16 protein-coding genes are annotated in these 20,442 nt (G+C 68.6%); 9 read left to right on the plus strand and 7 right to left on the minus strand.

Annotation, left to right across the window (positions count from 1 at the left end; all coding sequences use genetic code 11):
- The first annotated feature begins 750 nt into the window (after positions 1-750).
- From M0G41_RS01445 to M0G41_RS01460, 4 genes are all read left to right on the plus strand, one after another.
- Positions 751-1,167: a hypothetical protein gene (locus M0G41_RS01445; protein ID WP_248204416.1), complete on the plus strand. Its 417-nt coding sequence runs from the start codon at positions 751-753 to the stop codon at positions 1,165-1,167.
- 492 nt (positions 1,168-1,659) lie between these two features.
- A complete protein-coding gene (locus M0G41_RS01450) occupies positions 1,660-2,094 on the plus strand; it encodes a hypothetical protein (RefSeq protein WP_248204418.1) in 435 nt (144 codons plus the stop codon).
- A 235-nt stretch (positions 2,095-2,329) separates the two neighbouring features.
- Positions 2,330-2,584 (plus strand): DUF1841 family protein, encoded by a 255-nt coding sequence (locus M0G41_RS18880; protein ID WP_425511222.1) that lies wholly within the window; start codon positions 2,330-2,332, stop codon positions 2,582-2,584.
- A gap of 654 nt (positions 2,585-3,238) precedes the next feature.
- The gene (locus M0G41_RS01460) at positions 3,239-3,601 is read left to right on the plus strand and encodes a hypothetical protein (protein ID WP_248204421.1); all 363 of its coding nucleotides are present in this window, start codon (positions 3,239-3,241) and stop codon (positions 3,599-3,601) included.
- A gap of 417 nt (positions 3,602-4,018) precedes the next feature.
- Here M0G41_RS01460 and M0G41_RS01465 read toward each other — a convergent pair whose 3' ends face one another.
- Genes M0G41_RS01465 through M0G41_RS01480 form a run of 4 tightly spaced genes read right to left on the minus strand, consistent with a single transcriptional unit; the run spans position 4,019 to position 10,550 of the window.
- Positions 4,019-5,872: a phospholipase D family protein gene (locus M0G41_RS01465; RefSeq protein WP_248204423.1), complete on the minus strand. Its 1,854-nt coding sequence runs from the start codon at positions 5,870-5,872 to the stop codon at positions 4,019-4,021.
- Positions 5,873-5,875: 3 nt separating this feature from the next.
- Positions 5,876-6,466, minus strand: coding sequence for a YceI family protein (locus tag M0G41_RS01470; protein WP_248204424.1), 591 nt, complete (start codon positions 6,464-6,466; stop codon positions 5,876-5,878).
- The gene (locus M0G41_RS01475) at positions 6,457-6,939 is read right to left on the minus strand and encodes a SixA phosphatase family protein (protein ID WP_248204426.1); all 483 of its coding nucleotides are present in this window, start codon (positions 6,937-6,939) and stop codon (positions 6,457-6,459) included. The genes M0G41_RS01470 and M0G41_RS01475 overlap by 10 nt, the downstream gene beginning before the upstream one ends.
- Positions 6,936-10,550, minus strand: a complete 3,615-nt coding sequence (locus tag M0G41_RS01480; RefSeq protein ID WP_248204428.1) for a PKD domain-containing protein — start codon at positions 10,548-10,550, stop codon at positions 6,936-6,938. Before M0G41_RS01480 ends, M0G41_RS01475 begins: the two co-directional genes overlap by 4 nt.
- A 198-nt stretch (positions 10,551-10,748) precedes the next feature.
- Between M0G41_RS01480 and M0G41_RS01485 the strand changes: the two genes are divergently transcribed.
- Both M0G41_RS01485 and M0G41_RS01490 read left to right on the plus strand, forming a co-directional pair.
- The gene (locus tag M0G41_RS01485) at positions 10,749-12,227 is read left to right on the plus strand and encodes an AAA family ATPase (RefSeq protein WP_248204431.1); all 1,479 of its coding nucleotides are present in this window, start codon (positions 10,749-10,751) and stop codon (positions 12,225-12,227) included.
- A gap of 950 nt (positions 12,228-13,177) precedes the next feature.
- Positions 13,178-16,009, plus strand: a complete 2,832-nt coding sequence (locus M0G41_RS01490) for a penicillin acylase family protein (protein ID WP_248204433.1) — start codon at positions 13,178-13,180, stop codon at positions 16,007-16,009.
- 51 nt (positions 16,010-16,060) lie between these two features.
- Here the strand turns inward: M0G41_RS01490 and M0G41_RS01495 are convergent, their stop codons facing one another.
- From M0G41_RS01495 to M0G41_RS01505, 3 genes are all read right to left on the minus strand, one after another.
- The gene (locus M0G41_RS01495) at positions 16,061-16,738 is read right to left on the minus strand and encodes a PilZ domain-containing protein (protein WP_248204436.1); all 678 of its coding nucleotides are present in this window, start codon (positions 16,736-16,738) and stop codon (positions 16,061-16,063) included.
- 119 nt (positions 16,739-16,857) lie between these two features.
- A complete protein-coding gene (locus M0G41_RS01500; protein ID WP_248204438.1) occupies positions 16,858-17,178 on the minus strand; it encodes a hypothetical protein in 321 nt (106 codons plus the stop codon).
- Positions 17,179-17,324: 146 nt separating this feature from the next.
- The gene (locus M0G41_RS01505) at positions 17,325-17,999 is read right to left on the minus strand and encodes a DUF4124 domain-containing protein (RefSeq protein WP_248204440.1); all 675 of its coding nucleotides are present in this window, start codon (positions 17,997-17,999) and stop codon (positions 17,325-17,327) included.
- On the opposite strand from M0G41_RS01505, the gene M0G41_RS01510 reads away from it, so the two are divergent.
- From M0G41_RS01510 to M0G41_RS01520, 3 genes are all read left to right on the plus strand, one after another.
- The gene (locus M0G41_RS01510) at positions 17,998-19,572 is read left to right on the plus strand and encodes an amidohydrolase family protein (protein WP_248204444.1); all 1,575 of its coding nucleotides are present in this window, start codon (positions 17,998-18,000) and stop codon (positions 19,570-19,572) included. The genes M0G41_RS01505 and M0G41_RS01510 overlap by 2 nt on opposite strands.
- A 39-nt stretch (positions 19,573-19,611) precedes the next feature.
- Positions 19,612-20,013 carry a VOC family protein gene (locus M0G41_RS01515; RefSeq protein WP_248204446.1) on the plus strand — a complete coding sequence of 134 codons (402 nt, stop codon included), beginning with the start codon at positions 19,612-19,614 and terminating at the stop codon, positions 20,011-20,013.
- A gap of 114 nt (positions 20,014-20,127) precedes the next feature.
- Positions 20,128-20,421: a hypothetical protein gene (locus tag M0G41_RS01520; protein WP_248204448.1), complete on the plus strand. Its 294-nt coding sequence runs from the start codon at positions 20,128-20,130 to the stop codon at positions 20,419-20,421.
- Positions 20,422-20,442 lie beyond the last annotated feature (21 nt).

Raw genomic sequence — 20,442 nt, forward strand, 5'->3', positions numbered from 1 at the left:
GACAACTCGGTCTTGTTCGCGCCAGATGAAGGCTAACTGTGTATTCGAGCGGACCGATGGGGTTGGCCTTCGAGTTTCCTGACAAGATGTCGGCCATCGGCCGCTCAATACGGCGTTAGCCACCTTTCACGAGTTCTCTCGAGTCTCGTCGAGATCGCAATGAACCGACCAAGCGTTCTCGTAGTTCTGCTGTTAGCGGCCATCGTTGGCTCAGCCCTAATCTATGTATGGCCTTTCTTGGCACTCTTCAGCCCGAGCGAAGCTGCGTTTGTGCTGGGGCTTGGGGTAGGCGTAGTTCTACTGGCGTGGCTCCCCCTGCTGTACCCTCTGTTTATGATTGTTCGTTCGAAGCCTCAGCAGCCCTGGCGGTTTAGGTTTGTCGGCGTGGTTGGCTCACTCACCTATGGAGCCTCGCTGCTGTTGGCCGCCGTAGTCGGGGTTCCATTGGAGCTTTACCTCTTTCACGTGGCCCCCCAGCTCCAGGCCATGGGTGAGCCAGTTGGTGAGCCGGTGGTAATTGCGGGAGAGTTCATCCTTTCCTACGGCTGGATCGCAGCTCCTGCATTGCTCTCAGTTGCTTCAGTTGTGCTCACTAGATACCTTCTGCCTCGTTGGTCGGCAGTCGTTTCGGCGCTAGGCGGCTAACTGTGCGTTAGAGCGGACCTGCGGGGAGATACTTCGAATGAACCGATCACTGTCGGCCGCAGGCCGCTCAACGCGGCGTTGGGCGACTCCGTAGAGGGCTTCGTGATGATCCAGGCACTCGCCGATACCCTCAGCCTGAAAGGCGTCTTAGATGGGCTCAAGCCATTCGGGTGGGAGCATGTCGATCACTGGCAGCAGGGTGAATTCCACCACGACGTCGTGCTGAGGGTTCAGTCACCTCCGCCGGAGCTTCCTGGTGAAGTGGTTGTGGTTTCTACCAACTGCAATGGCGGGGTGAAGGAGGTCCTGTGCCTGTCGGAGATCCCCGACCGTTATGGACTGTGGCATCACCGCTGCCCAGACAACCCGGAGTTCGACGGCCCTGCTCCGTCAATCAAGGCGGTAGCAAGAACTGTTCACTGGTTTGACCCGTGTGACCTCTTGAAGCCTGGCACTCGCAGCGAATACCGCGAGGAGTTCCGTGAGCGTCAGCGAGGCGGCGGGTACACTTGCAAGAAGTAGCGAGTTGAGTCGCCCAACTATGCATTCGAGCGGACCGATGGGGCTGGCCTTCGAGTTTCCTGACATGATGTCGGCCATCGGCCGCTCAATGCGGCGTTGGGCCGCAAGGGAGTCGGGTTCCTTTCGGGCGCTGCGGCGGCATGTCGCGCAGGCGCCGGTTCACCGTTGCGTCGGGCGCTTGGGGTCGGTTTTCGCTGTTTCCCAGGTCGTTTCGCAGGCGGGCACCGCTTTCGCAGGCCGGGGTTGCTGAGTCGTGCAGCAAGTCGCCATTCCGGTGCCTGGTTCCGCTAGCATCTGGTCAGCGGCTCGGCAGATTGCGGCGCACAGGCGACAGGGGCAGGCTTTCCGTCCCGAGGCGCCTTGCTCCGGCACCCTCCCTTGCTGCCCAACTATGCGTTCAAGCGGACCGCCGGGAGGTGCTTCGATGTTTACTGATACGCTTTCGGCCGGCGGCCGCTTAACGCGGCGTTAGCCTTCGCAGGAGAGTTGGTCGTGTACTCAAGGATCCAAGCGCTCCTCGTCCTGCTCCTTGCCTCGTCGCCTGCATTCGCATGCAGTCCTGCTGTTGAAGCTCCTCTTCCAACCATGCCGACCGGCGAGAAAGTAAGGGCATTCTCGAGCGAAGACTTGGCTCTGGTAGGTGAAGTCAGAGGCAGTTTTCGCGAGCCGTGGCGTGTTGGTCTCTTTGTCCGTGTGACCGATGCCATCGCTGGCCCGGTCCAGATTGACGACATTGTAGAAATTGAGTTTATGGGCGGCACCTACATATGCGGCGAGACTTGGCACTCCGCGCAAGACGTAAAGGCCGAGGAGTTCCCATCCGGCTCGCGGGTTTTTCTTCTTATACCGCGCAGCAGCAAGCCATATCGCGTCCACACTTCTGAGTTCGGCTCCCGCTTCCGTGTTCTTGCTAGGCGCGAAGGCTAACTATGCAATCGAGCGGACCGATGGGGCTGGCCTTCGAATTTCCTGACATGATGTCGGCCATCGGCCGCTCAATACGGCGTTAGCCACCGCAATCGGAGGTAGTCGCAGTTTGGAAGCCTACGATCCAAGTATTGCGCCGGTCGCTGAGCAGTGGCTCGCGCTTTCAGAGTTGGAGCGCATCGATCTCGTCGAGGAGTTTCACAGTGTATCGGGAGATTTCGGTGAGAGCTTGCGCTTGCACTCTACGATTCATGCTGTCGTCGAGAACCAGCTTGCCCAGGGTCAGCCCGTAGAAGCACGGGCAGCTCTTGCGCGCTTGCTCCAGGGTGGTGTGACGCGTCACGATGCGATTCATGCAATCGGTAGCGTCTTGGCAGAGCACCTGTTTCCTGTTCTCCGAGAGGCCGAGGTTCCACAAGAGTTCAATCGGCTTAGCTATGTTCGTGGGCTTGCGAAGCTAACGGCGAGGAAGTGGCGAAGCTGTGGCTAACTATGTGTTCAACCGGACCGGGGAGGTAGTTCGAATTAACCGAACACTGTCGGCCGCAGGCCGGTTAACACGGCGTTAGGCCATCGGAGGATGGACCGTGAGTAATTGGAAGCGCCCGTTCACAGAGTCGTTGCTCTTGGGTACCGCGCTTACTCTGACGGTACTCTTCATCGCCAGAGCTCAGATGTTCACGCTCCTCGAGTGGATTGGGCCGGTGTTCTACGTTCCCTTTCAGGGTTCAGTGCTTCTTTCCGGCAACGCGGAAGAGCCATCGCCGTGGCTCTACCATACGATAATGTTTCTTCAGTTCTTTCTGGCAGTCTTCATCGTGGGGTGGGTGGTCGGTCGGTACCGAGAACGGCCGGCCAAGGCCTAACTATGTATTTCACCGAACCCGGGTTCAGTGCCCCGCGCCGGAGGTTGTGCAGCCGGCCAGCAAGGCGCGCGTCGCAGGGCGTGGTGGTGCAACGGCCAGGACGCGCAGCACACGGATGGCTGCACGATCCCGGCCCGAAGGCTTTCCACGGTGTACGCCCGCACTTTCGTTGGCCGCCTTGAGCGTGGCACCACTACGTCCTTCGGTGTTCGCCCTGGTGCGAGCGCGCACCGTGGCATCCCGGGTCACCGGACCTGTTCAGAGGCTTCTAACCGCCCATGCCCAAGCAACCGCCAACCCCCCTGGTTCTCGCCGGTGTCTCCTATCTGGGTTATCTGTGCTGGTCGCTGATCGCCACCCGATCCGTTGTGGTGGGCGGCGTGCATCTTGTCTTGTCTGCGGTGCTCTTCTTCTTTGTCATGCGTGGCAGCAGGATGGCTGCACGCATTCTTGCCGCTCTTTGTGGGCTTAGCGCGCTGGTTCTGTTCGTCGCTGCGGTGGCAACGTTTCAAGCTCAACCGCGGGCGGCCGGTACGCTCACCGTGATGTCGGGGCTTCTGGCTCTCTTCGTCGCCTACTTGTGTCGAAGCGATGCCATGAAGCGGTTCCAGGAGCGCTCGGCCGCCAGTTCATCGCCATGATCGGCGACCAACCATTCGAACCAGTGCGGGTTCGGTGTTTCCTGAAGTCGCTGTGAGCTGAGCGCCAACCGATCCATCATGCTGGGCTGGAGCACGGGCCGCCACCTGCCCGGCAAGGCGGACGCCTCTCCTTTCGAACCTGAGCGCTGCCGACGGCTTCCCCATCTGGCGCACCGATTCGGGCCTTCGGACGCTATGCCCGGTGCGGCCAGCCGCACCCTATGGGTGTCCTCTACGCGGCTGAACCGGCATTTCCTTCAGTCTCAACGAAGCCGGTGGGGTGGCGGAATTTGGGAGGTGGGGCGCGGAGTTGTCGGGCGACCTCCTCCCGACCGCCCCTTGCGCCGCCTGCGGCGGTGCAAGGGGAGGGGTAGGCGCTACAGTGGCGCAAGGGAAGGTGTGGAGGCAGGCTTCGCACTAGAGAATCGGCGCGAGGCCTGCGCCGAAGGCGGTGAGGATGCGGGTGGAGAGGGACTTGCCGCCGAGCTGGACTTCGGGGAAGTCGCCGACCGGTTCATAGCAGTCCCGGAACGCGGGGTCGGTGTAGGGGATGGGCTCGCAGCCGGGCTTGATGTCCCAGCTGGTGGCGTAGCGCCAGGGCCAGAAGTCGAACAGGGGGAGCACCTCGAAGACCTTGCCTACCGAGTAGTTGAGGCCGGAGAGCACGGGCGGCTTGGGACGCGGGGCGATGGCCCAGGCGTTCTCGGGCAGCGTGTCCTGCAGGATGATGCCGCGCAGGCGCAGGGCGAACTCGCGGTCGCGGACGAGAACGAAACTCTCGGTGTTGAGCCAGTCCGAGCGCGGGTCGAAGTTGTGCGTTCCGACCAGGGCGAGGTCGTCGTCGATGACCATCGACTTGGCATGCATGCCGACGCGCAGGCCGGCCTGGCGCAGGGGCACGGGGCCGCGGCGGGCGGCCGAGCCGCGCGAGGAGCCGAACAGCCGTCGTGATTCGGTGGCGTAGGCGCCGAGCACCTCGCCGTCGACCTCGCGGGCGGTGGAGAGGTCGATCGGTGCCGACTCCGGATGCGGCTTGTACTCGTGGATGCGGAAGCCGAACTCGCGCAGGTAGCGGCGCTTGTATTTGTGCGAGAGGGCGTAGACCGGCAACGCGTCGGTGGAGGCGAGGCTGTTGGTCGAGATAGTGACCGTGGGTGGCCTGTCGCGCTCGCGCAGGGCGCGGAACTGGCGCTGGGCCTCCTGGGAAAGCACCAGGTAGGGGGTCTGCAGGACGATGCTGTCCTCGGCGGTGTCGAGCAGGCCGCGCAGGCTTTCCGAGAGGGCACGCTCCTCGCGCGAGTTGCGCTCGAGCGGCTTGTTGGGAAAGTCGGAATAGAAGGCGACCTCGCCAACCTCGAGCCCGGGGTCGAGCAGCCGCTGGCGGATCAGGATCTCGCTCTCGGCCATGGCCGAGACGTCGAGCAGGCGGTCGCCGCGCTTGATGCGGCCGAGCTGCAGGGCGATGTCGTCCTCGCGACGCAGGATGCGCTCGACATCGCGCAGGGCGGCGATCGGCACGGCCAGCCGGTGCCGCCAGAAGGCCTCGAAGCTCTGCTCCATGGTGCGCGCGGCCGGCCCCAGCACGAGCAGGTCGCGGTCGCGGTAGTTGAAGCCCGGGTCCCAGTCGAAGTATCGGTTCTGGATGTTACGGCCGCCGGTGATCGCCATCACCCCGTCGACCGCGAGCAGCTTGTTGTGCATGCGCTGGTTGAAGCGGGTGAAGCAGCAGAGGATGCCGGCGACGAACTGCAGTCGGCCGGTCTCGGCCTCGCCGAAGGTCGGGTTGTAGAGGCGGATCTCGAGGTTGCGGTGGAGGACGGCCAGTTCGGCGAGGCGACGCGGGTCGTCGACCGAGAACAGCTGGTCGACCAGCACGCGCACCTTGACCCCGCGCCGTGCGGCGGCGATCAGCTCGCGCATGATGAAGATGCCGGCATCGTCCTCGGTGTAGATGTAGCTCTGCAGGACGATGCTGCGCTGGGCGCTGCGGATCAGGTGGATGCGGGCAATCAGCGCATCCTGGCCCCACTCGAGCAGGCGCAGGTGGTGTCGCGGGGGCTCGCTGTCGTACAAGGCATAGGCGCGCTGGTAGAGCGGGCTGGGAATGGCGCAGCGGTCGGGGCGGGCGCAGCTGAGGGCGGCGTCCTGGCGCTCGAAGGCGTCGCGCTGGGCGACGCGGATCTCCTGTCGAGTCGGCATGCAGCCGGCCAGCAGCAGGCAGACGAGGGCGAACGCCGCGAGGCGAGCGCCGGGAGCGTGCGGCAGGGACATCGATCAGCCGGTCGGCGCGCCGTCCTGGCGCAGGCGAAAGCGCAGGGCGAGGCGGACCTTGTCGGAGACCGCCCAGCGCCGCGCGGTCATGCCGTACTCGCTGCGCTGCAGCTCGCCGCGGGCTTCGACCGCGCAGTCGAGGCCCGGGCGCTCGCAGCGCGCGGGAAGCAGCTCGAAGCTGGCCGGCAGGGTGACTCCGCGCAGGCTGAGCAGGCCACGCAGCTCGCCGCCGTCACGGAGCAGGTCGGTGGATGCGCCGAGCGCCTCGAAGGCAATCCACGGATGTTTCTGGGCGTCGAAGAACTCCGGCGACTGCGCCCACTCGGCGTGGTCGGGATTGGGCATCGTCAGGCTCTGCGCGGCGATCCTGACCCGGACGTCGAAGCGCCCGGGCGCGGGGTGCGAGATGCTGCCCTGGATGTACTCGAAGTGGCCTTCCAGCCGGCGCACCCAGACCACCCGCAGGGAGAACTCGGCGCGTGACTGGGCGGGATCGATCTGGCCCAGCAGTTCGCTGGTCTGGGCGCCGGCCGGCGCCGCCGAAGCCGCGGCCAGCGCGGCCCATAACAGACAGCTTGGCCGGATCAGGGCCACCAGAAGGCCACCATCCGCGCACAGCCGGGCTCGACCGGCCCGCCGTCGGGCAGTTCGAGCTCGGCGATGCCGGCCGGCGGCATGCCGCGATGGTCTCCACTCTGCCCGGTGGCCAGCAGGGCGACGACGCTTTCGAAGCCCGGGTTGTGGCCGACCAGCAGCAGCGAGCCGGCATCGCGATGGCGTTCGATGAGCGCCATCAGGGTGCCCGGCGAGGCCTCGTAGATCTCCGCCTCTTCGCGGGTGTCGACAAAGCCGAGCTTGTCGAGCACCCGCGACAGGGTCTGCCGCGCGCGCGCGGCGGGCGAGCAGAGCACCCGGGCCGGCGCGCCACGGGCGGCCAGCCAGACCGCGGCGTCGTCGGCCTCGGCCTCGCCGGTGGACGAGAGCGGCCGCTCGAGGTCGGACTGCCCCGACAGGGCCGGCTCGGCGTGGGCGTGGCGCAGCAGGGTGACGCGAAGCGGTTGGCTCATGGGCGAGGGTCCTCGATGGGCTGGATCGGCGTCTGGTTGCGGGTCCAGCTGCCATTGAGCGGCGCCGGCAGGGTGATGGAGGTCGACAGGGTCGCCCGGTTGCGCGCGCTGTACTGGATGTCCAGCGAGCCGGCCGGCTGCAGCTTCTCCTGCGAGTCGGTGTACCAGGGGCATCCGGGGCAGTGGATGCGGAAGTCGAACAGCGGCACGTTCCCCGAGGCGGTGCTGGGCTTGTCGCCCACCACCCAGCGCGGCGCGCCACTGGCGTCGAAGATGTAGGCGGCGAAGAACTCGAAGTCGGTGCTGCCGACGTCGAGGCTCTCGATCGCCAGCCCCCAGCCCTCTTCGGCCGGATTGAACCAGGCCTGGGTGTGGTTGTTGCTGGCGAAGCTGAAGCCCTGGGTCGCATCCATGAGCTCGACGCCCGAGCGCCCGTCGTTGAACTGCCAGGCCAGCATCAGGCTGTCGCCATCGAGCTGGGCAACCCAGGCGCGGCCTACCGACTGCGACTGGGTGGCGAATCCGCTCGGTGCAGCGGCGTTGGAGACCCGGGTCAGGGGCACCTCCCCGCCCTGGCCCCGGACCGATCCGGCCACCAGGTACCAGGCCGAGGTGGCGTCAGCGAGCCCGGTGTACCAGAGGCCGCCGAAGAACTGCTCGCCACCGCCGATGTCGTAGAAGTAGCCGTTGAGTCCATTGCCCGGACGCAGCGGGTTGAAGTAGAGGCCGCGGCGCGGCTCGGCCACCGGCGGGGCGCTGGCCGGGCAGCTGGTGACGACATTGCAGCTCGAGGCCACTGCCCCGTCGAACGCAGTGTTGAGGGCGAAGCTGCCGCGCAGCAGATCGGCGCTGGCCACGTAGTCGAGGCGCAGGGCGCTGCCACAGGCGGCATCGGCGGCGATCTCCACCGGCACGTTGACGGTCTGCGACTGGCCGACCGCCAGCCCGGGCAGCGCCACCGCCGCCTGCGGCAGACGCAGGGCCTGACGGATCTCGGGCTGCGCGCTGGGGGCATAGCCGCAGTAGGCGCGCTGGGCGGTGACGCTACCGCTGGCATTGCAGGCGAAGTTGAACGGGTCGTTGCCGGCGGCGTCGATCAGGCCGAGCGTTGCCTCGGCGCCGTTGAGCGGATCGGCATTGACGTACTGGTAGGTGACCTGGCCGCTCTGCTCGTAGGCGATCGCCTGGAAAGCGAAGTTCCCGGTCGGCGTACCCCCGGCGTAGCTTTGCATGCCGTTCCACTGGAAGACGTGACAGGGCTGGGCGCCGCCGGCCTGGGCCGGTCGCGGGCAGGTCGCGAAGTAGCGGTAGCGCAGGCCGCCGCCGCTGCCGACCACCAGGTCGTCGTGCAGCACGCGCAGCTGCGGGCCGGACGAGCCGCTGAAGAAGCCGGTGCCGCAGGAATTGGCGAAGGCGCCGCCGGTCTCGGTGCTGTTGAACGAGACGTAGCCATTGGTCGACATGAAGGCGGTGGTGTAGCGCTGTCCGTAGAGCAGCACGCCCTGGCCGCCGAGAGTGATCGGATCGGCGGTGCGCGCGTCGTCGTTGGGGCCGAAACCGTTGCCGTCGAAGACCGCGGTGCTCAGCGCCGGGACGGCATTGGCGCCGCTGGCGATGTCGACAAAGCTGTACGGGCAGCTGCCGGCATTGGCGGTGCCGGCATAGCCGAAGCTGTTCGGACCGATCTCCAGGGCGCCGCCGGCCGAGGCGTTGGCCGCGAACAGGGCGCGACCGCCGCCCAGCGCGCCGTCGCCGTTGTTCTGCAGGCGGACCGGCAGGTTCCAGCGCTCGCCGGGGTCGATATTGGCGTCGCCGTCGCCGCAGATCTGGGTCGCCGCACCGCCGCTGCTGGCGGCGATCTGCGGCCCGCGTACGGTCAGCGCGCGCTGGGTGGAGCCGGTGGCCCCGGTGCTGTCACGGGCCTGCACCCGGACCTGGAAGGCACCGCCGCGCGGCACCGTCACCTGCTCGACATTGCCCGATCCGGTGCGCTCGAAGGTGCCGTCGCCATCGACATCCCAGTCGAAGGTGTAGGGCGCGCTGCCGCCGCTCGCGTTGGCGGTGAGACGGATCTCGGCGCCACTGTCGGGCGGCGTGGTGAAGGCGGGGCCGTCGAGGGTAACCGCGATCGACGACAGCGAATCCAGGCCGTCCAGCGCCAGCGGCGCGGTGCCGCGCGGGTCGAGGTGGTCACGCATGCGGGTCGAGGCGCTGCCGAGGCCGTCCCAGGCGTGGAACAGGCCACCGTACTCGTCGTTCAGCCCGGCCGAGCCGACACCGCAGAACGAGGCGCCGCCGGAGAGCACGCCGACCACGCGGCGGTCGGCATTGAACAGCGGCGAGCCGGAGGAGCCGGGCTCGGTGACGCTGGGCGGCAGCGAGGACGGGGGCGGCTGCATGTTGGCCAGGATCGGCGGGGTCGGATCCCAGTTGGCGCGGAAGTGCACGCCCGAGGCACTGCTGATGTTGCCGAGCACCAGCGGCGACTCGACGAAGGTGATCCGCTTCTCGTCGCCGGCCGGATGATGGATCGAGGCGCACAGTCCGCTGGTCGAGCTGATGCTGGACGGCGCGGCGCAGGTCTGCGGCGGCTGGCGGCGATCCCAGCCGGCCCAGTAGAGCTGGAAGTCGTTGCCGGCGGGCGGCGCGGCGAGTTCGAGCAGGGTCCAGTCCGAGCGCGTGTCGGCGGTGCCGCTGCCGTCGCTGAACGGGCTGTTGGTGGCGGCCAGCAAGCGCAGGCCCTGGCTGGTGCGGGAGGAACTCCTGGACACCGGCTGCCCGCTGGCGGCCGAGCCCGGGATGCGGCAGGTGGGCGACTCGTAGCGCCAGTAGACGACCGAGCCGGCGGCCGCCGAATTCGAGGTGATGCGGCAGTGCGAGGCGGTGGCGAACAGCATGCGCCGGTCATTGGCGGTGTTGTTGAGCAGCGAGCCCGAACAGGCGCCGGTGCCGCCGATGATGATCAGGCCGGCCGAACGCCGCGGCTGGTTCCAGGCATCGCCGGAGGACAGGCAGGCCACATCGGTGTTGCACGAGCCCGACTTGCAGGCCTTGGATTTCACACCGAAGCCGCGGTAGCCGTGGGCCACGCGCTGCAGGGACAGGTCCAGCTCGGGCTTGGCGCCCGCTGGCAGGGTGACCTGGATCAGGGCCTTGTCGGCCATCAGCACCGGGGTCCACAGCTGGCCGTGCTCGAGCCGGTCGGCCACGGTGTAGGGGCCGAGGCGGTCGCTGCCGTCGGCCGCGTAGATGTTCAGCGCGGCGCCTTCGGGCAGGTTGAAGCGATCGAAGCCGAAGCTGAGGTGGGCGGCGTCGGCCGCCTCGACGGCCAGCGCCCAGGTCCAGCGCGCCTTCTCGTCCTGACGCCAGCTTCCGGCCGACTTGGCGTCGGTAGCCACGTCGTGGCCCACCGCGATGCGGTGCGGCAGGCCGGTGATCTTGTCGGTGATGGCGTCTTCGGCGGCCAGCTTGTCGAGGGCCAGCGGGCCGAACTCGAGGCGGTCGGCGTCGGCGAAGGCCTTGGCCAGATCGGCCGGGGGATCGCCGGCGGCGAAGACGGGAGCGATCAATCCAAGGGCCAGGCCGGCCAGCAGTGCGGTGCGCGCGAACATGCGGTTGTCCTCGTGTGCGAACGGCGCGGCGCCCGGCCCGCCGGGAAGGCGGGGACAGGAAGTGGCCGCTGCAGCAACGCACGGCACCGCGTCGACCGATGATAGTCCACATCGGCCGGCCGTCACGTTCACCGCGACTGAACCATTCATTCGGCCCGGACCCTTCGCCATCCGTTCAGCCCATGTGAAACTTGCGCCATGTTCGACGCCCACGACCTTGCCGTGCTGGTGCGCTCCGGCGCGCCGCTGATCATCATCGACACCCATGAGGAAGGCCCGCTGGAGGAGGCGCTGCGGCGCGTCGTCGGCGAGCTGTTCCGGCCGCTGTTCCGCTGGAGCATCACCGACGGGCTGGCCCGCCTCGACCTGGATGACGAGGCCGTGCCGCCCTGCAACGACAGCAGCCATGCGCTGGAGTACCTGCACCGCTTCGAGCAGCGCGCGCTCTGGCTGCTCTACGACTTCGGTCCCTATCTGCGCTACGCCAGCAACCTGCGCCGGCTGCGCGAGGTGGTGCTGGGGCAGGGCCGCGAGCGGCAGTCGGTGCTGCTGGTGGGGGCCAAGGTCGAGGTGCCGGACGAACTGGCCGACCTGGTCACCCGCTTCGAGATGCGCCTGCCCGACGAGGCCGCGCTGTCGCGCCTGCTGCGCGAGGAGGCCTTTGCCTACTCGCGCGAGCACGGCGGACGGCGGGTCGAGGTCGACAGCACGGCGCAACGTGCCCTGGTCCGCCACCTGCTCGGGCTGTCGCTGGTGGATGCGCGCAGGATCATCCGCCAGCTGGTCCACGAGGACGGCCGCATCGGCCCCGACGATGTGGGCGCCGCCCAGCAGGCCAAGTTCAAGCTGCTCGGCCGCGACGGCGTGCTGCACTTCGAGCCGGAAACGGTCGCCTTCGAGGAGGTGGCCGGGCTGTCCCAGCTCAAGCGCTGGATCAGCCAGCGCCGCGTGGTGTTTGTCGAGGACCGCGCCCCGAAGGGACTCGACCCGCCGCGCGGCGTGCTCCTGCTCGGCGTGCAGGGCTGCGGCAAGAGCCTGGCCGCCAAGGCGGTGGCCAGCGGCTTCGGCGTGCCCCTGCTGCGGCTCGACTTCGGCGCGATCTACAACAAGTACCACGGCGAGACCGAGCGCAACCTGCGCGATGCACTGAAGACCGCGGAGGCCATGGCGCCCTGCGTGCTCTGGTGCGACGAGATCGAGAAGGGCCTGGCCACCTCGAACAGCGACGACGGCGTCTCCCGCCGGGTGCTGGGCTCGCTGCTGACCTGGATGTCGGAGCGGAAGCGGCCGGTGTTCCTGGTCGCCACGGCCAACGATGTCAGCCAGCTGCCGCCGGAGTTCCTGCGCAAGGGCCGCTTCGACGAGATCTTCTTTGTCGACCTGCCGGGCGCCGAGGCGCGCGGCGAAGCCTTCCGCATCCATCTGCAGCGCCGCGAGCTGCGCCCGGAGCCGTTCGACCTGCCGGCGCTGGTCGAGGCCAGCGAGGGTTTCTCCGGGGCCGAGATCGAACAGGCGGTGGTGTCGGCGCTGTATGAGGCACATGGCGAGAGCCGGCCGCTGGACCAGGCCCACCTGCTCGGCGCGCTGTCGGCGACCCGGCCGCTGTCGGTGCTGATGGCGGAGAAGGTCCAGGCCCTGCGCGCCTGGGCGCGGGAACGCTGTGTTCCGGCGGATTGATCGGGGGGAAGTCGTTTGCCCGTTGCTGCCTTGGGGCGGATATGTGGAGGGTGGACGGTAGTCGCTGGTCGCTAGGGCTGTGTCTGCATCGCGCACCGGGGCAGAGAAGCTCCGCGGTCGCGCTCATGTGCGCTCCTACAACAGCCGACGAGGTGGAATAGGCGGTGCGGGAGGATTTCTGCTCTTGAGTAGGAGCGGACATGGCCGCGACCGGGGCGTTGCAGGATCACCGCAGACCGGGGCAATGCGTAGCTCTGCGGTGGCGCCCGTGTGCGCTCCTACAAAAGCTGGGTGATCGAAGGACCCGAAGGAGCGGGAATCGTCCCGCTCTCGTGTAGGAGCGGGCTTGCCCGCGACCGCGGCGTTGCAGGTATGCATTGGACCGGGGCAGTGCGCGGCGCTGCGGTCGCGCCCGTGTGCGCTCCTACAAAAGCTGGGTGGTCGAAGGACCCGAAGGAGCGGGAATCCTCTCGCTCTCGTGTAGGAGCGGACATGGCCGCGACCGGGGCGTTTCGTTTCGCCCGGGCGGCGAGGAATACAGAGACGCCGCGGTCGCGCCCGAGGGCACTCCCACAGGAGAGCCGGTTATGCGGGTCGTCTTTGCTTTTCGCTTCACCTGGAGTGGGCTTGCCCGCGGCCGCGGCCTTACAGGAATGCCGCAGACCGGGGCAATGCGCCGCGCTGCGGTCGCGCCCAGGAGGACGCTCCCGCTGGGGTGACGCGGTCGGGTCGGGGAGGGCCGGTCGGAGTGAATGACGCCTTTAACATGGTGTTTAGACTAACGTCGGCAGAGGGCGGCAACGCTGCGTTTCGCCCGAGCATTCGGATCCAGCCAGGCGCCGGCACTACCGCGGCAGAGCGCGGCGGACTACGAAGAATGCTGCACCGCGCCTAGGTTGCGCGGGGCGGAGGTGGGACACTGGGGATTCGCCCACAGGGAGGAATCCGTCGTGTCCAAGTCCACGCCGCGCCTGAGGGCGCTCAGTCTTGCCCTGCTTCTGACCATCGGCGCCGGCGCCAGCGGTGCCCAGGCGCAGACCGCCATTCCCGCCCCCGGCCTGCAGGCCAATGGGACCATCACCTACGACAGCCAGGGTGTGCCGACGATCACCGCAGCCAGCGACGTCGATGCCGCCTGGCTGATGGGCTATGCCCACGCCCGCGACCGCTTCTTCCAGATGGACCAACTGCGCCGCGTGGCCTCCGGCACCCTGGCCGAGCTGTTCGGCCAGGCGGCGCTGTCCTCGGACGTGCAGTTCCGCACCTTCGGCCTGCGCCGCGCGGCGCAGAAGAGCTGGGAGGCCTCGCCGGCCGCGCTGCGCGGTCCGCTGCGCGCCTATGCCGACGGGGTCAACGCCTGGCTGGCGCAGAATGCCAGCACCCTGCCCATCGAGTACGGCGCGCTGGAGCTGACCCGCGCCCAGCCCTGGAGCCCGGTGGATTCGCTCGTGATCGGCAAGCTGCTCGCCCTGCAGCTGTCCTTCGACGACGACACCGGCTACACCGCGCGCCTCGGCGCCTACCAGCAGGCCGGCGCCGCGGCGGGTTTCAATGGCGCGGCGCTGTTCTTTGAGGACACCCACCGCAGCGCGCCGGCCGATGATCGCGCCTCGATACCGGGCTTTTTCTCCGACCAGAACAAGTCGGTGCGGATCAAGTCGGATCCGAACGCCGGCATCGATGCCGAGCAGCTGGCCCTGCTGCAGACCCATGTGGCCCGGGTCGAGGGCCACCCGATCCTCGGGCCCCTGCTCAACCGCCGCGAGAACCGCGCCGGCAGCAACTGGTGGATGGTCTCCGGCGAGCACACCGCGTCGGGCCGGCCGATCCTCGCCAACGACCCGCATCTGTCGATGGACACGCCGACCCTGTTCCACGAGGCGCATATCGTCTCCAACGACCCCGCCTTCCCGCAGCCGATGAACACCGCCGGCCTGGTCGCACCCGGCACGCCGCTGCCGATCCTGGGCTGCACCAGCGACTTCTGCTGGGGCCTCACAACCAATTCCCTCGACGTCACCGACTGGTACTTCGAGCAGTTCATCCTCAACACCTATGGGCTGCCCACCCATTCGATCACCAATGGCGTCGCCGAGCCGGTGCTCTGGGTGTTCCAGAGCTACTTCGTCAACCGCTTTGACGGGGTGATGGACAACGCCGCCCGCGACAATTCGATCGGCTACACCAACGGCGCGGTCACCGTGCTGGTGCCGCGGCGCAACTTCGGCCCGATGCTGGTCGCGCCGAACGCCCAGGGCCAGGGCATCACGGTGCAGTACGCCGGCTGGGGGTCGACCTTCGAGCTGGAGGCCTTCCGCAAGATCAACCGCGCCACCAACCTCGAGGAGTTCCGCCAGGCGGTGCTCAACTTCGACGTCGGCTCGCAGAACTTCGGCTACGTCGACAAGGCCGGCAACATCGCCTACTACGTCTCCGCCGAGGCGCCGATCCGCCAGGACCTGCAGGCCAACACGGTAAACGGCCTGCCGCCCTTCCTGGTCCGCAACGGCAGCGGCGGCAACGAGTGGCTGCCGCGGCAGACCACGCATCCCGGCCAGGCCCTGCCCTACGAGGTGCTGGCGCCGTCGGAGATGCCGCAGTGGGTCAACCCTGCGCAGGGCTATATCGCCAACGCCAACAATGATCCGGTCGGCGCCACCTTCGACAACAATCCGCTGAACCAGCAGCGCGCCGGCGGCGGCATCTACTACCTCGCCCCGGGCGGCTCGCCGTTCCGCATGGGCCGCATCGACCGCGAGCTGCAGGACCTTATCGCCCGCGGCAACATCACCGTGCAGGACATGGCCCGGCTGCAGGCGAACACCGAGCTGCTCGACGCCGAGCTGGTCCTGCCGCACCTGCTGAACGCCTTCGACAACCGCCCGGCCTGCCCGGTGGCCAACGATGCCAAGGTCGCCGAGGCGATCGGCTACCTGCGCGACTGGGACCTCTCGCATCCGACCGGCATCCAGCAGGGCTACGACGCGGGCGACAATCCGTTCGCGCTGGCGGCGCCGTCCGAGACCGAGATCGCCAACAGCGTGGCCGCCACCCTGTTCACGATGTTCCGCAGCCAGGCCATCCGCGGCACCATCGACCACACCCTGGGCCAGGTCGGCCTCGGCAGCTTCCGCCCCGGCGGCACCGATGCCTACACCGCGCTGATCCACCACCTGAAGATGTTCCCCAGCCGGCAGGGACGCGGGGCCTCGGGGCTCGACTTCTTCACCCGCGTACCGAGCGGCGTGGCGGCCAATGCGCCGGCGGCCACGCGGCGCGACTGCATCCTGCTCGACAGCCTGAAGCGCGGCATCGACCGCCTCGCGAGCAACGACTTCGCGCCGGCCTTCGGCAACTCGACCAACCTGCGCGACTACCGCTGGGGCCGGCTGCATCGCATCGTCTTCGACCATCCGCTGGGCGATCCGCTGTCGATTCCCTCGGACAACGGCTATCCGTTCACCAACCTCGCCCCCGGCCTGCCCGGGCTTGCCCGTCCCGGCGGCTTCCAGGCTGTCGACGCCTCCAGCCATGACGTGCGTGGCGACGGGCTGAACAGCTTCATGTTCGGCAGCGGACCGATCCGCCGCTTCATCGGCGAGATGACCGACACGCCCACCCTGCTGCAGGTGATCCCGGGCGGACAGGACGGCAAGATCGGCGGGCCCGGCTACATCAGCCAGCTGCCGCTCTGGCTGGTCAACGGCTACAAGCCGCTGGTGATCGACCCGCAGGCCTCGGCAGCCAGCGCCGTCGCGACCCTGCAGTTCAGTCCGCGCTGAGCACGCCCGCGGGCTGCCGGTGCGTCGCCACGGCGACGCCCCGGTCCCGGCTCAGGCCAGCCCGCCGCTGGCCTGCAGCTGGGTCAGGGTGAAGTTCTGCAGCAGGGCCTTCTCGGTGCGCGAGATGCCGTTGAAGGCGATGCCCACCCGGGTGCCCTGACCGGCGGCCCCTTCGCCGCTGTGGCAGATGGCCCCCGACAACTCCAGCGCGTGGACGCCGCCCTCCAGCGGTAGCTCGAGCGCCAGGCTGACGCGTTGCCCGCTGCCGCCGAGCGGTGTGCCCAGCTCGATCATCGCCCCGGCATGACTGAGATCGACCACGCGGGCCGGCACCGTCAGGCTGGGGTCGCTGCCCCAGGCCATCGCCGGCAGCGAGGTGGCGATGCGCAGCGCGCTGCGCACGCGGCGGCCCTCGACCTTGCCCGGCCAGGCCAGCAGCACGTAGGCAAAGGGCACGGTGAAGCTGCCGAGCACGCGGGTCGAGAAGCGGTAGTCGTACTGGCCGGTGAAGCCTCGGACCTCGAGCTCGGCCATCTCGCGCCACTCGGCGCCGGCCTGGCCCTCGTGCAGGGGCACCACCATCAGGCCCTTGCCCTCGATGGCGGCGCAGAACTTGGCCTCGGTGGAACGCTTCCCATCGCCCGGAGGATGCGCCTGCAGGAACATCCCCGGCCGCAGCCGAAGGGCGCGAAGTGAAAGCGATTCTGGTTCGGCGGCCGGTCCGCTCATGCGTCAACGCTCCGTGGTGCAGCCAGGGAAACGGCCGCTGCAGGCAGCGAAGATACCCGATGGACGCAGGCTGGCAAGCAGGAGTTTCCCGGATCGGTTCTTAGCCCATTGCTTGGCTTTCAATGACGGGCCCGGACCAGGCGAACTGCATGCCGGAACAGCAGGGCGGCCGCCATCAGACCGCCGAGGCCAAGCACCGGCCAGGGCAGCGACCAGGCAAGCCCGCAGCCCAGCGCGACCAGCAGCAATGCATAAAGCACGACCCCGCCGGCGCTGGGACGCAGCAGGTTGAACCCGCCGCAGCGCGGACAGCGGTACTCCCCGCGCTGCTCGCTCCAATGCCACCAGCGCTCGCGCCGGTAGGGCACCTCGATGTGCGTCTCGGACAGGTCGAGCAGTCGGCCGCAGTGGGCGCAGGGGCAGCGGGTGGCGGGAATCATCGGGGCGGGGGCGCGACGGGCCAGGCAGGGCGGCCGAGCCTGCCCGCAGCGCAGCCGGTGCACAAGTGCGCATCGCGTGTGTCCGCGCCCCCTTCCGCCCGTCCCGCCGTCTGCGCCGCAAGGGCAGGAGTCGGGACAGCGCCCGATCACCCGCCGCAGTGGTCGGCGAGAATGCTCCTCAGGCGCTCGACCTCGGCGGCGGCCTCGCGGCGGGCGTCGCCGATGCCGTTGAACTCGCGGCGGCGCATCTCGTCGCGGAGCTCGCGGTAGGCGCGGCAGGCCTGCCCGGGGCTGAACTGCCGGCAGCGGTCCTCGACCAGGACCATGGGCGGGAGCGCACCTGCGATCTCCGGGCGCGGCGCGCCGGGACCCTCGCCGCCCGCGCGTGGCGCCGGTCGCCCGCCGCGGCCGGCGAGGCCGCGCGGACCGGCCTCGTTGCCGGCCACCACCCAGTACGGCACGTAGCGCGGATCGGGATCGTCGCGCGGCGACAGCCGGGACTTTCCCTCGAAGTCGACGCAGCGCCAGAGCGGCGGCGGTGGATCGATGGGTGGGGGCTCGGGGGGTGGCGATGCCGACTCGGCGGGCGGCGGTTCGGGGACCGGATCCTGGACCGGGGTGGCAGGGGAAGCGGGATCGAGCCGGGCCTCGCTGCGCCGGTCGAGCTGGCCGGGCGGACAGGGCTGGTCCTGCAGTGCGACGCGGCCGGAGGCATCCACGCAGCGGTAGACCGTGACCGTTTCGGCCCCGGCGGAGGCGGCGAACAGCAGCAGACCGGCTAAGCTGGCCAGCCCTGCCTTGCCCGGAGGACCGCGGTCCATGTCGCCACGCCTTGCCGTCATCAGCCGATTCTGCTCCCTTGCCGTCCTGATTGCCGCAGGCAGCGCTGCGGCCGCGATCCCCCCGGCGCCCGACCGCGACGAGGGCGAGGGCCCGTTCGGGCAGCTGATCCTGCGCGACGTCAGCGTGGTCAACGGCACCGGTGCGCCGGCTTTCGGTCCGGTCGACATCGTCATCGAAGGCAACACCATCCGTCGTGTGCAGGCGGTGGGCGATGGCAAGGATCGGCCCGAGCTGGCAGCTGGCGGGCGCGAGCTGCAGCTGGCCGGGCATTTCGTCCTGCCGGGCCTGGTCGACCTGCACGGCCATATCGGCGGCGATGAACAGGGCGTTCCCGCGGAGTACGTATACAAGCTGTGGCTGGGTCACGGGATCACCAGCGTGCGCGATCCGGGCTGCGGCAATGGCCTCGACTGGTGCGTGTCGGAGATGCGCCGCAGCGAGCGCAACGAGATCGCCGCGCCGCGGATCTTTCCCTATGCGTTCTTCGGCAGCGGCCGCGACGCCCCGATGACCACGTCCGAGGAGGCCCGTGACTGGGTGCGCGGCATCGCCAGGAAGGGTGCCCTGGGCATGAAATGCTTCGGCTACCGGCCGGATGTGCTGCAGGCGGCCTTCGAGGAGCTGTCGAAGCTCGGACTGCGCGCGGCCTGCCACCATGCCCAGCTCGACGTCGCCCGGGTCAATGTGCTGACCACGGCGCGCTGGGGGCTGACGACCATGGAGCACTGGTACGGCCTGCCCGAGGCCCTGTTCGATGGCCGCACGGTCCAGGACTACCCGGCCGACTACAACTACTACGACGAGCAGCACCGCTTCACCGAGGCCGGGAAGCTCTGGGCCCAGGCAGCGAAACCGGGCAGCAAGCGCTACGAGGCGGTGATCGGCGAGCTGCTGGAACGAGGTGTGGTGATCGACCCGACCTTCAACATCTATGCCGCCTCGCGCGACGTGATGCGCGAGCGTCAGGCGGAGTGGCACGAGACCTATACCTGGCCCTCGCTTTGGACCTTCTTCACGCCCAGCCGCAGCAGCCACGGCAGCTACTTCTTCGACTGGGGCACCGAGCAGGAGCTGCTCTGGAAGGACAACTACCGGCGCTGGATGGCCTTCGTCAACGACTACAAGAACCGCGGCGGACGGGTCACGGTCGGCTCCGACTCCGGCTACATCTACAAGGTCTACGGTTTCGGCACGATCCACGAGCTGGAACTGCTGCGCGAGGCCGGCTTCCATCCGCTGGAGGTGATCCGCGCCGCCACCCTGCACGGCGCCGAGGCGCTGGGGGCGGCCGACCGGATCGGCAGCATCGAGCCCGGCAAGCGCGCCGACCTGCTGGTCATCGAGGGCAATCCGCTGGCCAACCTCAAACTGCTCTACGGCACCGGCCACCCGCGCCTGGGTGAGGATGGCGAGGTGCATCGCATCGGCGGCGTCGACCTGACCATCAAGGACGGCATCGTCTACGACGCCAAGGCCCTGCTCCGCGAGGTGGCCGGGATGGTCGCCGCGGAGAAGCGCGAGCGCGGCTGGGACCGCCTGCCCCGCCACTGAGCCCTGTCCGAACCGCCCTCCGCGAGGAATCCAAACGCCATGTTCAGCCACGTCATGCTCGGAACCAATGACATCGAGCGCGCCAAGCGCTTCTACGACGCCGTGCTCGGCGTGCTCGGCGTCGGCGAGCCGATCCGCAACCTGTCCGCCGGCGGCAAGGCCCGGCTGTTCTATCGCCACCAGGGCCAGACCTTCTGCGTCAGCGAGCCGATCAATGGCGATCCGGCCAGCTTCGGCAACGGCAGCACGATCGGCTTCCGCTGCGACTCCCCCGAGCAGGTGCGCGCCTTCCACGACGCCGCGGTGGCCCACGGCGGCACCTCGATCGAGGACCCGCCGGGCCTGCGCGAGGTAGCCATGGGCTCGCTGTACCTGGCCTACGTCCGCGACCCCGACGGCAACAAGCTCAATGCCCTGCACCGAATGCCGCCGGCTGGCTAGCCGTTCCGGCCGGTGCGGAAGGCGGCCGGTCACGCTGGCACGGCTTCGCCGTCCTTTTCCGCAGGCCCCGCCTTCTGCGGCGCCGCCAGCAACCTCAGGGAGCCCCACGCAGCAATGAACCGAACCGAAGCCGGCTTTGCAATTACCACCCTCCTGGCCACCGGCGGCTGGGGCCTCGGCCGGATGCTCGGCACCGAAGGCCTTGACGATGCCGTGGCCGGTCTCGGTTTTGTCCTGATCTGCCTGGGGCTGTTCCTGCAGCATCGAAAGCCCCTGACGACGGCGCTCGGCGAGGGCGCGTCCGCAGCCGACCTGCGTGCCCCGTTCCGCGGGCTGCCAGCGCTGCTGCAGGTGACCGGCGCCCTGGCCTTGTACGTGGGCATCCTGATCTGGTGGCTGGAGCGCTAGCCAGGCCGCGGGTCCGGACAC

It is taken from the genome of Pseudomarimonas salicorniae, from assembly GCF_023156535.1.
In the GTDB taxonomy this organism is placed as follows: Bacteria; Pseudomonadota; Gammaproteobacteria; order Xanthomonadales; family Xanthomonadaceae; genus Pseudomarimonas; species Pseudomarimonas salicorniae.